This window comes from Sporosarcina sp. E16_3, from assembly GCF_017347125.1.
Classification (GTDB): domain Bacteria; phylum Bacillota; class Bacilli; order Bacillales_A; family Planococcaceae; genus Sporosarcina.
In genome coordinates this window covers 23,826-37,110 of sequence record NZ_JADPRX010000020.1, presented here as the reverse complement: position 1 = coordinate 37,110, position 13,285 = coordinate 23,826, and the positions used below count along the sequence as shown (strand labels likewise).

The 13,285-nt window shown below is 40.4% G+C and carries 9 protein-coding genes; 1 reads left to right on the top strand and 8 read right to left on the bottom strand.

Annotated features, from left to right (window positions below):
• Positions 1 to 14: 14 nt before the first annotated feature.
• From dnaJ to hemW, 5 genes are all read right to left on the bottom strand, one after another.
• Positions 15 to 1,130 (bottom strand): molecular chaperone DnaJ, encoded by a 1,116-nt coding sequence (gene dnaJ / locus I2483_RS12510; protein ID WP_186668704.1) that lies wholly within the window; start codon positions 1,128 to 1,130, stop codon positions 15 to 17.
• Positions 1,131 to 1,387: 257 nt separating this feature from the next.
• On the bottom strand, positions 1,388 to 3,214 hold the full coding sequence (gene dnaK / locus I2483_RS12505) for a molecular chaperone DnaK (protein WP_186668702.1): 1,827 nt from the start codon (positions 3,212 to 3,214) through the stop codon (positions 1,388 to 1,390).
• Between the two features lie 33 nt (positions 3,215 to 3,247).
• Positions 3,248 to 3,826 (bottom strand): nucleotide exchange factor GrpE, encoded by a 579-nt coding sequence (gene grpE, locus I2483_RS12500; protein ID WP_186668700.1) that lies wholly within the window; start codon positions 3,824 to 3,826, stop codon positions 3,248 to 3,250.
• Positions 3,826 to 4,875, bottom strand: coding sequence for a heat-inducible transcriptional repressor HrcA (gene hrcA, locus I2483_RS12495; RefSeq protein WP_207277478.1), 1,050 nt, complete (start codon positions 4,873 to 4,875; stop codon positions 3,826 to 3,828). Before hrcA ends, grpE begins: the two co-directional genes overlap by 1 nt.
• 95 nt (positions 4,876 to 4,970) lie before the next feature.
• On the bottom strand, positions 4,971 to 6,104 hold the full coding sequence (hemW, locus tag I2483_RS12490; RefSeq protein WP_207277477.1) for a radical SAM family heme chaperone HemW: 1,134 nt from the start codon (positions 6,102 to 6,104) through the stop codon (positions 4,971 to 4,973).
• Between the two features lie 331 nt (positions 6,105 to 6,435).
• Between hemW and norA the strand changes: the two genes are divergently transcribed.
• Positions 6,436 to 7,599, top strand: a complete 1,164-nt coding sequence (gene norA, locus I2483_RS12485) for a multidrug efflux MFS transporter NorA (RefSeq protein WP_207277476.1) — start codon at positions 6,436 to 6,438, stop codon at positions 7,597 to 7,599.
• A 668-nt stretch (positions 7,600 to 8,267) separates the two neighbouring features.
• On the opposite strand, the gene lepA is transcribed toward norA, so the two are convergent.
• The 3 genes from lepA to I2483_RS12470 all read right to left on the bottom strand — a co-directional run bounded on the left by lepA (position 8,268) and on the right by I2483_RS12470 (position 13,189).
• Positions 8,268 to 10,091, bottom strand: coding sequence for a translation elongation factor 4 (gene lepA / locus I2483_RS12480; protein WP_186668691.1), 1,824 nt, complete (start codon positions 10,089 to 10,091; stop codon positions 8,268 to 8,270).
• Positions 10,092 to 10,792: 701 nt separating this feature from the next.
• Positions 10,793 to 12,151 (bottom strand): arsenic transporter, encoded by a 1,359-nt coding sequence (locus I2483_RS12475; protein ID WP_207277475.1) that lies wholly within the window; start codon positions 12,149 to 12,151, stop codon positions 10,793 to 10,795.
• A gap of 360 nt (positions 12,152 to 12,511) precedes the next feature.
• The gene (locus I2483_RS12470; protein WP_207277474.1) at positions 12,512 to 13,189 is read right to left on the bottom strand and encodes a DUF2642 domain-containing protein; all 678 of its coding nucleotides are present in this window, start codon (positions 13,187 to 13,189) and stop codon (positions 12,512 to 12,514) included.
• Between the last annotated feature and the right edge of the window lie 96 nt (positions 13,190 to 13,285).

Below are 13,285 nucleotides of genomic sequence, written 5' to 3'. Positions count from 1 at the left end.
TGAATTCATCCCTTTCAGTCGCCTTTAATTGACCGTTTGATTTTATCGAACAGTGAACTTGAATACTCATCGAGTGAATCTCCGCTAATTGCAGCAAATTCACGCATCAGTTCTTTCTGTTTTTCTGTCATTTTCTTAGGCGTCAACACTTTCACTACAACGTGCTGATCTCCAATTCCTCGGCCATGGACATTTTTAACACCTTTGCCTTTTAAGCGGAATCGCGTTCCTGTTTGCGTGCCTGCCGGAATTTTCAAGTTCACATTGCCTTGCACAGTCGGCACTTCGATTTCATCACCAAGTGAAGCTTGGGGGAAGGTTAGGTTAAGTTCCAAATAGATGTCGTCGTCTTCACGGATAAATTTCTCATGCGCCTTAACGCGGAAAACGATATATAAATCGCCCGAAGGTCCACCTTTATGACCTGGTTCTCCCTGTCCTGATACACGAAGTTGTTGACCATCATCGACCCCCTCAGGAATCGTTACTTTAATTTTCTTCCTTTTGGTTACTTTACCTGCGCCGTGACAAGTTGAACATTTCTCAGGAATTATTTTACCAGTTCCTCGACAATGCTGACACGCTCGACGATTGACCATTTGGCCAAGTGGTGTGTTTTGCGTAACGCTGATTTGTCCCGAACCACCACAATGTGTACATGTCGTAGGTTTGGTCCCCTTTTTAGCGCCTGAACCATCACAAGTATCGCAGTCTTCCTCTCTCGGTATTTCAACTTCCGTTTCCTTCCCGAAAACAGCTTCCATGAAATCAATGTTCATCGAATACTGTAAATCGTCGCCTTTTCTAGGGGCATTCGGATCGCGTCGTCGTGTATTTCCTCCGAAAAATGAACTGAATATATCATCGAAGCCGAATCCGTCAGCTCCTCCACCACCACCAAATCCTTGGTTCGGATTGGTATGCCCGAATTGGTCGTAATTGGCTTTTTTCGAATCATCGCTCAGTATTTCAAATGCTTCAGTCACTTCTTTAAATTTATCAACTGCATCATCTGCTTTGTTCAAGTCTGGATGGAATTTTTTCGAAAGCGAACGATACGCTTTCCTGATTTCATCTTTTGAAGCCGATTTCGCTATACCAAGCACGTCATAATAATCTCTTTTACTCATTACTTCACTCTCCCGAAATACTTTGGATATTGCCTATTGTACCATTAAGAACTGAAAAGCGTAAGCGCCCGATCAGCCTTAAAAAGCGCTGAAAGACTTGAAGATAAAAGCGTTATTTACCTTTATCAGCTAGACTGCATGACCAACTTCGTGTTGGCCTAGGGGCTAGGTGCTGAAGTCAAGATCACCTAATAAAAATCGGAAAAGCCAAAGCCGGAATATCGGACTTTGACTTTTCCGTCAACGATCATTCTTATTTACTTTTTCTCGTCGATTACTTCTTCAAAATCTGCGTCGACGACATCGTCGTCTTTAGGTTCGCCTGCGTTTTCAGCGCCTTCAGCAGATTCAGCTGCTGCCTGTTCGTACATTTTCATAGTCATTTGTTGGATAATTTCATTCAACTTGTCTTTTTTAGTACGGATTTCGTCAAAATCAGCAGCTTCGAGCGCAGTTTTCAACTCTTCTTTTGCTTCTTCGACACTTTTCACTTCTTCTTCTGAAACTTTTCCTTCAAGATCTTTCAATGTCTTTTCAGCCATGAATACAAGTTGGTCAGCTTCGTTTTTCAAGTCTGCTTCTTCTTTACGCTTTTGGTCCGCTTCAGCATTTGCTTCAGCATCTTTCACCATGCGTTCAATTTCTTCGTCAGTTAGACCTGAGCTTGCTTGGATTGTAATATTATGCTCTTTTTGTGTTCCAAGATCTTTCGCTTTAACTGTAACAATACCGTTTTTATCAATATCGAATGTTACTTCGATTTGTGGAACACCACGTGGTGCTGGCGGAATGTCCGTCAATTGGAAACGACCAAGCGTTTTGTTGTCCACAGACATTGGACGCTCCCCTTGCAATACATGAATATCAACCGCTGGCTGGCTATCTGCCGCTGTTGAGAATACTTGTGATTTGCTAGTCGGGATTGTCGTGTTACGTTCGATTAGCTTAGTAAACACGTTACCCATTGTTTCAATACCTAGTGAAAGAGGTGTTACGTCTAGAAGAACAACGTCTGTAACGTCTCCACTTAAGATTGATCCTTGAACAGCTGCACCAAGTGCAACTACTTCATCCGGGTTAACGCCTTTATATGGCTCTTTACCTGTTTCTTTTTTGATTGCTTCTTGGACTGCAGGAATACGAGTCGATCCACCAACAAGAATTACTTTGTCGATTTCAGATGCAGTAAGGCCAGCATCTTTCATTGCCTGACGAGTTGGTACCATTGAACGTTCAACAAGGTGAGCAGTCAATTCATCGAATTTCGCACGTGAAAGTGAAATCTCCAAGTGAAGCGGACCTGCATCGCCAGCTGTAATGAACGGCAATGAGATTTGTGAAGTTGTTACGCCAGAAAGGTCTTTTTTCGCTTTTTCAGCAGCATCTTTCAAACGTTGCATCGCCATTTTATCTTTCGACAAGTCAATGCCGTTGTCTTTTTTGAATTCTTGAACAAGGAAGTCGATGATAACATCATCAAAGTCGTCTCCGCCTAGCTTGTTATCGCCCGCTGTTGATTTAACTTGGAATACTCCGTCGCCAAGTTCTAGGATTGATACGTCGAACGTACCGCCACCAAGGTCATAAACAAGAATCGTTTCGTCTTCATCTGTTTTGTCAAGACCGTATGCAAGTGCAGCCGCAGTTGGCTCGTTGATGATACGTTCTACTTCTAGGCCTGCAATTCTACCAGCATCTTGTGTTGCTTGACGCTGTGCATCACTGAAGTAAGCAGGAACTGTAATAACTGCTTTCGTTACTTTTTCTCCTAGGTACTCTTCCGCATAGCCCTTCAAATACTGAAGAATCATTGCCGAAACTTCTTGTGGTGTATATTCAGTGTCTTCCGCTTTCACTTTAAAGTCAGATCCCATATGACGTTTTACAGACATGATTGTGTTTGGGTTAGTGATTGATTGGCGTTTTGCTACTTCCCCGACTTGACGTTCGCCGTTCTTGAATGCAACAACGGATGGAGTTGTACGGTTACCTTCTGGATTTGGAATAACTTTCGGCTCTCCGCCTTCATAAATTGCTACTACTGAGTTTGTTGTCCCTAAGTCAATACCGATAATTTTACTCATAATCAAATTCCTCCTATATATATGTTACATTTTTTATTCGTTTACTTTAACCATTGCTGGTCGCAATACACGATCTTTCAACATATAACCAGCTTGCATTTGTTCAAGTACGATGCCCGATGGTTTATCTTCATCCGAACCCGTCATAATTGCCTGATGGAAATTCGGATCAAACTCCTGATCCAAGGCTTGAATTTCAACGAGACCTTCATCTTCAAGGGCTTGAACGAATGTACGGTAAATCATATCTAATCCCGTCATCATCGTTTGAGCCTCTTCAGTTTTTGCTTCCACAGTAAGTGCCCGTGCAAAGTTATCAAGAACTGGTATTAGATTCGTCACGACATTCTGTGCGCGATACTTCTGTAGCGCTTCTTTATCAAGCGAAGCACGTCTCTTGAAGTTTTCATAATCTGCAAGAAGTCTAAACCGCTTATTCTCTTCTTCTTGTAGCTTGTCAGTCAGTTCTTGCACAATCGTGTCTTCCCCGTTTTCAACGATTTCATTCTCCTCGGTATTTTCACCTGATTCGATTATGTCGTCTGTATTATCGGGCGTTTCAATTACTACTGCTTCTTCATTCTCTTTAAATTCATCGTTTACAGTTGTCATTAGTCGTTCCTCCCTGCTGTTCCGCCGATTGTCAGCCTCGCCAACTCTCTGGACAAATCACTGCTCATTAAATCAAGCATGGTGATTACTCTTGCATAATCCATCCGTTTTGGTCCGATGATTGCGATGGAACCCGTCATATTGTCGCCGGCCGAATATGTCGCTGTAATCACACTACAATCTTCCATAGCATTGTGATTGTTTTCAGAACCGATGCGGACATGAATACCTGTTATACCTTCCTGAAAAAACGTCATTGCTGGTGCGCCCTTATCCATTAATTCAAAAATTGTTTTCATCTTGTGGATATCATTGAATTCGGGTTGCTTCATCATGTTCATTTTACCACCAAAAAACAGCCGTTCCTGCGGTTCGATTGAAATCGCCCGTTGGAATGAAGCGAACAAGTCGCCTGCATGATGAATATGACGTTCCAACACCGTTTTCGTCTCCTGAGCAAGTATCTTCTGAATATGGACAAGCGGAGTGCCAATAAGCCGCTCGTTCAGGATGTTAACCATTTTTTCAATATCAGACGCTGTAAAGCCTTCCGGTACATTGAAGAGCCTATTCTCAACACGTCCATTGTCCGTGACAATAATAGCGACAGCCGTCTTCTCATCTAATGGAACGATTGAAAAACGCTTCACTGCATGCAGCGATGTATCGGGTCCAAGGAGAATCGAAGTATAATTTGTCAAATCGGACAATATTGTGGCCGACTTTCGTATTAACTCTTCAGTCTCCACAATTTTTTCCCGAAAAACCGAGCGCAGGTGAATGCTGTCTTCTGTGTTCAACTTTTCTTTTGTTAATAAATTATCTACATAAAACCTGTACCCTTTTTCAGATGGTATTCTGCCGGATGAAGTGTGGGTCTTTTCAAGATAACCCATCTCTTCTAGGTCAGCCATTTCGTTCCGTATTGTCGCTGGACTAAATGGGGCTTCCGGCTTTTTGGATAGCTGCCTCGATCCGACGGGTTGTGCGGATTCGATGAAATCGTCAACCGTCAGTTGCAATATAAGCAATTGTCTGTTCGTCAACATAGTCATCACTCCTGTTAGCACTCTATAACTGCGAGTGCTAATACTACTGATAATTTAACAAATGCAGATCGAAGTGTCAACGAATTGACTCAGAATTAGTTAAGAAATTGCTGAAATACATCGTTTCCTCTATAAACACCACGGTGCGTTAACTTAACCGTATCATCCAATCGCTCGACAAGCCCGTCTTTGATAAGCGAGTGCAATGTTTCGCCGTAAACCTCTTCAAGCGACTGTCCGAACTTCTCTTGGAATAAAGAGACGGATACGCCATTTGATTTGCGGAGGCCAAGGAACATTTCCTCTTCCATCGCTTCCGTTTCTGTCACTAGATGTGTCTGTTGGACAGGTCGTTCACCCAATGCCGTTTTCTCCATATATTTCGCAATCGGTCCGATGTTCGAATACCGGATGCCATCTACATAGCCATGTGCACCTGCACCAACACCAGCGTACGTGGAATTTTCCCAATAGATAAGGTTATGAATTGATTCGTGACCTGGAGTTGCAAAATTACTAATTTCGTAACCCTTGCGTCCTTTACTTTCCATTTGTTCAATCAACATCGTAAACATTTCCGTTTCGATGTCTTCACCTGGGAGCGGCAACTTGCCTTTATTCATCAAATTATAAAAGACCGTTTTTGGCTCAACAATAAGCGAGTACCCTGAATAATGGGGAAGATCGAGGGCAAGTGCTTTATCAAGAGTATCCTGCCATTGTGCAATTGTTTGCCCCGGCAACCCGTAAATCAAATCAATACTCAGGTTATCAAATCCAGCTTTTCTCGCTTCTCCAACAACACGGGCAGCGTCGTCTGGACTATGCGTCCTACCAATTTTCTTCAATAAGTCCGCGTCGAATGACTGAACACCGATGCTCAATCGATCCACGCCGCCATTTTTCAGGACAATCAATTTGCCGTATGTTAGCTCGTCCGGATTTGCTTCCGTCGAAAACTCTTTCAATGAACTGACATCTACATATTCATGGATAATCTCTAGCAACCGTTCAAGCTGTTTTTCAGACAGCGAAGTCGGTGTGCCGCCTCCTAAGAAAACCGTTTCCACTTCTTTGAATGAAATACCTTCCTGCCGCATAATCGCCAATTCCTGACCCATTGATTCAATATACTCATCGACAGGCTGATTTTTGAAAAATACTTTATTAAAATCACAGTAATGACAAATTTGATGGCAAAACGGAATGTGGATATACATACCCCTCATACCGTCACTTCCTTCCTTTAATTAACGCCTAGTTCAAGGCTAATGACCCCGAACTTCTAGGCGTTAGAGTCTATACATGGAAAAAAGAGGGCTCGACGCCCCCTTCTTCATTTATTAATTAATCCTCTTCCATCTCCAAGACAGCAATAAATACTTCTTGCTAATTGGATGTACTAACTTGTATCATACAGCATTATGGTGTATCGCACAAAGCTTAAATCCTGTAAACGACTACTCATTTCTTCAACATATTATAGTTATCAATTGTAAGCTTTATAAAACCAATTGAAAGAAGTGGTTTATAACAACTAAAATGTAAAGGAGTTTTTTTTTGAAAAATCAAAAAGTCACATTAGCCATCTTACTACTGAATTTATTTATCGCCTTTCTTGGTATCGGGCTTGTTATTCCCGTCCTCCCTACAATCATGAACGAGCTAAACATTAACGGTACGGTTGTCGGCTATATGATGGCGGCATTTGCGATTACACAACTTATCGTCTCACCGTTTGCCGGTCGATGGGCTGACAAATACGGTCGTAAAATTATGATTGTACTCGGCCTGTTTGTATTCGGTTTCTCCGAGTTTTTGTTCGGATTTGGTAAATCTGTTGAGGTATTATTTATCTCACGCATGCTCGGTGGGGTCAGTGCAGCATTTATTATGCCTGCTGTAACAGCCTTTATCGCGGATATTACCACAAACGCCACTAGACCAAAAGCCATTGGCTATATGTCCGCCGCGATTAGCACAGGCTTTATTATCGGACCCGGGATTGGTGGGTTTTTAGCTGAGATTGGCACACGAGTACCCTTTTATTCGGCAGGTGTACTCGGAGCGGTTGCAGCGATTCTATCACTTATTCTCTTAACAGAACCCGAACGCGTAGCTGAAGAAGCGCCTATCCCAGGACAAAAAACAGGCTTTCGTCGTCTTTTCATTCCGATGTATGCCATTGCGTTTATCTTAATTTTCGTATTGTCATTTGGCCTCGCAGCGTTTGAATCGTTTTTCAGCTTATTCGTCGACCATAAATTCGGCTTCACACCAAAAGATATCGCCATCGTCATTACAGGTAGCGGAATTGTAGGTGCTCTTGCGCAACTATTGTTGTTTGATCGCTTATCTAAAAGCATTGGTGAAATTAATCTTATTCGCTACAGCTTAGCCTTATCAGCGATTCTTGTCCTATTGATGACCTTCGTGAGCTCATACTTCACAATATTACTGACAACATTCTTCCTGTTTGTTGGATTCGATCTAATTCGTCCAGCCATTACATCGTATTTATCTAAAATTGCGGGCAATGAACAAGGCTTTATCGGCGGTATGAACTCAACCTTCACAAGTATTGGTAATATTTTCGGCCCGATTATCGGTGGTGTGTTATTCGATGTTGACTTAAACTACCCCTACTATTTTGCCGCTATCGTATTAGCAATCGGCACGATTATTGCACTGTTTTGGAAGAAGCCGATGCATGTAACATTATAAATAGATTTTCTTTTGGAAGAAATAAACGAAAAAAGGCGATCATTCCGTAATGGAATGGTCGCCTTTAATTTCATAGTTGCCGCAAGCATTGCAATTTTTTCATTTCACACTTTTAAAATCCAATACGTTTACCAGCCAAAATTACAAAAGTTACAACGTCTACGACGATTCTCATTACAACGACATCTATCGTCGCGGTCGCGATTACAACGATTTCTATTATCAAAGTCGCGATCACAATGACGTCTATTATCAAAGTCTCGATCAGACCTTACTTCCCGACACTTACAGACTAACTCTACCCGACGATTCCGATTTTCAAAACACATATCCTATCCCCCCTTTGCTGTTCTTTAAAGCTGGCCAGCCTTCTACGTAGTATATGGATGAGTACGAGCAATGATTGGACGAACAGTCTGGTACAAGGGAGTATTTTATTTCTAGCTTTTGTTAATTGTTATTGAAAAAGGGCATGTGTCTTGACTCAATCGAAAAAGCGTGATTAATTGTCTGTATCAGCTTTGTAGCTTACTCTATAGGTAAATTTGAAAAATTAAAAAGCACCGTATTAAGCTTATGAAAAACAAGCTTAAATACGGTGCATTTTATACTAAATTCAATCCTGAGTACAAGATTTGCAACAATTACAAACCCCATATCTACAGCCTTTAATCCTCATCCATCTTCAATACAGCCATAAATGCTTCTTGAGGTACTTCAACTGACCCTACTTGTTTCATACGTTTTTTACCTTCTTTTTGTTTATCAAGAAGTTTACGTTTACGGGAGATATCTCCTCCGTAACATTTAGCAAGAACGTTTTTACCCATTGACTTGATTGTCGAACGTGCGACAATTTTTTGTCCGATGGCTGCCTGTACAGGTACTTCAAACTGTTGTCTTGGGATTAGTTTACGTAACTTTTCAACGATTGCTTTTCCGCGCTCGTATGAGAAGTCTTTGTGGACGATGAAGCTGAATGCATCGACGTGCTCGCCATTCAAGAGGATGTCCATTTTGACGAGTTTCGATTGTTTGTAGCCAATCAGTTCATAGTCAAGTGACGCATACCCTTTTGTACCTGATTTCAATTGGTCAAAGAAGTCATAAACGATTTCTGCAAGAGGCAGTTCATAAATGATATTGACGCGTGTTGAATCCAGGTAATCCATTGTCATGAAGTTCCCGCGTTTTTGCTGGCACAGCTCCATAACAGAACCGACATATTCGTTAGGCACCATAATAGATGCTTTTACATATGGTTCTTCAACATAATCGACTTTTTGTGCATCCGGCATCATTGCAGGGTTGTCCACTTTCATTTCAGTACCATCAGTTAGTACTACATTGTAAATAACACTTGGCGCTGTTGTAATCAAGTCGATATTGAATTCACGTTCAATACGTTCCTGGATAATTTCCATATGCAATAAGCCTAGGAATCCGCAACGATAACCGAAACCAAGGGCTTGCGATGTCTCTGCCTCGTATTCAAGTGCAGAGTCATTCAACTCTAACTTTTCAAGTGCGTCACGCAGGTCATTGTATTTCGATGTATCGATTGGGTATAGTCCGCAGAACACCATTGGATTCATTCGTCGATAACCAGCTAGTGGTTCACTTGCAGGGTTTTTCACGCTTGTAATCGTGTCCCCAACTCGTGTATCTCCAACATTCTTAATCGAAGCGGATAAATAGCCTACGTCTCCGACAGTCAATTCATCTCGGGGCGATATTTTCGGTGTGAAAACGCCTGTTTCAAGAACTTCGAAATTTTTACCAGTCGCCATCATATGAATCATATCGCCCGGCTTCACCGAACCTTGCATAATGCGGATATTAACAATAACCCCTTTGTACGGGTCATAGTGCGAGTCGAAAATTAGCGCTTGAAGCGGAGCATCCGGATCCCCTTGTGGAGCAGGAACCTTCTCAACAATCTGTTCCAAGATATCTATGATTCCAATACCCGCTTTTGCAGATGCAAGGACTGCTTCTGAAGCATCGAGTCCGATAACATCTTCAATTTCTTTTCTCACACGTTCTGGGTCTGCTGCAGGTAAATCAATTTTATTGATAACCGGCAAAATTTCAAGTTCATTATCGATTGCCAAATAAACGTTTGCCAGCGTTTGCGCTTCGATTCCCTGTGCCGCATCGACAACAAGGATTGCACCTTCACAAGCTGCAAGGCTTCGAGACACTTCGTATGTAAAGTCGACGTGTCCTGGCGTATCGATCAGGTGGAATGTATATTCCTGCCCGTCTTTAGCTGCATACGTCAACTGCACCGCATTCAATTTAATTGTGATTCCGCGTTCCCTTTCAAGATCCATCGAATCCAACGTTTGCGTCTTCATTTCTCTTGCTGTTAACGTTTGGGTTTGTTCTAGAATACGATCCGCCAATGTTGATTTCCCGTGATCGATATGAGCGATGATGGAAAAGTTCCGGATATTCTTTTGACGTGCTGCTCTCTGTTCATGATTCATAGTCAGTTCACTCCTATTTTAGCTATATGAATTATAGCAGATATCCGTCCATCTTGTTATATATTTGTGTTAAAACCTTTATATAACAGGCTTTATAATGATTCGACTTGATCTATTTTGTACCGTTTCATACTACCTTAAATAACTTATGGCATCAAACCAGGCATCATCGTACCACTAATTCCCTTTACACATCGATGAATTGATTTTTTCTAGAGCATATTAAGTATTACCGTCATTTGTCGTTTAATTATTGTTATTGCGGATTATTTGGTCCCTTTTCTTCCAATTACAACATATACATACAAAGAACGACTACACATAAGATTCAATGGTTAGGTCAAACCTATACCTTTGAATTCTAATTCTGTGAGCCGCGTCGGTAAATTAATCAGTTGACGTTAAAATAGTACTGCCACCCTACTAGATATAGAACCGCTGAAACATTTAACAAAAGGATCCTTATTAATCACCTCTGAAATCCCCTAACTACTTTTATAATTCTTAATAGTAGGGAATAAGACGTTATTAACGATGGGTTCTTTATTCATTTCCGGAGTTTTCCCTAGATTCCAATTTGGGCTTCTTATTGTTTGTTTTCGGATCCGATTAACATTTTCTCCCTATAAACTATAGTAGCAGGAAATATTTTCATCTGGATATCCCCCGCCCCACTTCATATAGATTATTAACTAGCAATCTTAATTGGCAAAAACCAATTGTACCCAAAAATATAACAATGTCAACGTTACGATTGTTGTTATGGGAATAACAATCAACGTTACGCTTAAATAATCCTTCCAAGTAACTTTTATTTTATTTTTTCTTAGGATATGCATCCACAGAAGAGAGGCAAGTGTTCCAATTGGTAACAGCAAAGATCCCATGTCACTCCCTATGATATTCGCGAGATAGATGGTCTTTAATGTAATTGGATCTAGCCCCATTTCAGTTAGGGTAATCGTCCCAATCATTAAAGCTGGGTGGTTATTAAAAATGTTGGACAGCATTGAAACTAATCCCCCCATAATAAAACTAGCTTGAAATAATCCCTGATTCACAATTGGTTCACACAATTCTACTAATAGAGCTGTAAGTCCCACATTATGTAAGCCGTATATAATGACATACATAGAGAAAGCAAAAATTAGAATATGCCAAGGAGTCTTCTTTAGGATATCCACAGGGTTAGTACGTAAGTGATACCATCTCCATAAAAGCAACGCTGCCGATCCGAGTACGGCTACAATTTCAATTGGGATGTTAGCAAAAGATGCAACAAAAAGTAGGCAACGCATTATAAAGACAAATAATAAAATCTTCATCATGAATTTAGTACGTTTTTGTTTTGTCTCAACCGATATCTTCGTTTTTAAGGGGTGGAAATTTTTACTGAAAAATACTTCTTCAATATCATTTGCAGAACTGGGTAATTTTTTAGGAAGTCTATTTTTTAGAATTAAATACATCAAGCCTGACATAAATAATAAACCTATTGTTGCTGGGACAAACATCATAGCCGTATGCATCCAAAGCGACATATTAATAATTTCCAAGGCGATCAAGTTAACAATATTACTTACTCCAATTGGTGCACTAGAAGCCGTTGCAATAAGTGCCCCGCTTAACAGGTAGGGTATTTGTTGATGAGGTTTTAATTGAAGGTTTTTGAGTAATAGAATTAATATAGGCGTCGTAATTAAGATACTCCCGTCATTATTAAACAAAAGTGTCATTAAAAAACATAGCAATTGGATATTCCAATATAGACGGTGGCCCGAACCCTTTGATAATTTCGCAAGCAGTGCAGCTGCCCAATGGAAAAAACCGAAACTCTCTAGTATAACAGCCATTACAATCGTAGCTATAATTGTAATGGATGCACCACCGATCTTATCAATGATATCCACAATGTCTGCCCATGAAACAATCCCTGTTAATAGAATTATTGCCGCGCCAATTGACGCGGGCCACGCCTCATTCATTCCTTTAGGTCTCCAAAATATCACTAACATAGTCGTTAGGAACACCAAACCGGTGATTACAATTTGAAAACTCATACATATACATATCCCTTCTTTTTAATAGAGTACTAACCTTTCATTGTTTGTCCGTTTCCTTGTATGTATATTCACCTCAATCGAGCAGGAACGGGATGTATGTCCAACCCCCTCAAAATGTATATCTTTTCAAACTGCACAACTTTCCCTTTAAAATGGACAACCATCCGGATTGTCCATATCACGGTACGCAATATATGTATATTAGAAGCCTGGTACCTGAAGTGTACTTGTCCAAAAAAAAACAGGCTGTCGATAATTTCTCGTCAGCCTGGAAAGGATTATCCCCTTCTTATCATTTTATTATAAAGATGAAGCTCGAATTGACTCACCCTTCAATATAACAAAATGCTATATGAACTACACCTGGTGTACTGTTTTAATATGATCGAGGTTTAGATAAATAAAATTTGCCCTTGCTGTTTGAATTTCAACGATTTGTTCTTCGATTTCATTTACTTTCCCTATATAACTTTTATTTCCTCCAGTATTAAATACAACAATTTTATTTTTTAACTTTCCAACTTGAATATCAAAGGTGTTTGCTAACGAATCTCTATTCGGTTGTAACGAAACATCATGGTTATCCAATCCATAAGGGCCTTCATTTTGAGCATAAGGAATCAGCCACTTCAGATGATTTAATGAAATATACATCGTTTTATATACGGGCGATTCGAATACAAAGTAATTACTCATAATAGCCGTAATATAACCATGCAAGGGCCGGCCTCCAGCGACATAGATTTCAACATACTTACCTTTCGCTTGTGTAAGAACCGCGCCAAAAGATAAATTTCCCTCATTTTCTTCCGTAGGTATACTAGGTAACTCTTTTGGGTCCTCTATTTCGTTTATATTATCACAATCAACCTTAAAATTTTGAATATGATTTAATGGGATATAGACAAAATCTTTCCCGTTAAAAAGCACTATCATGTCGCTCCCTAAATCAATAACAGTACCATTAATGAATTTCTTCCCGGAAACTTCGATCTGCGCAACTTGCTTGACAAGGCTTTGAATAATATTATTCAAGCCCACACCTCCTTCTTAACTTAATAAAATAGACTGAATAAACTATGAAGACTTTTTCTATCTTTCATTTATTTTCAAAAGACCCCAATCCATATA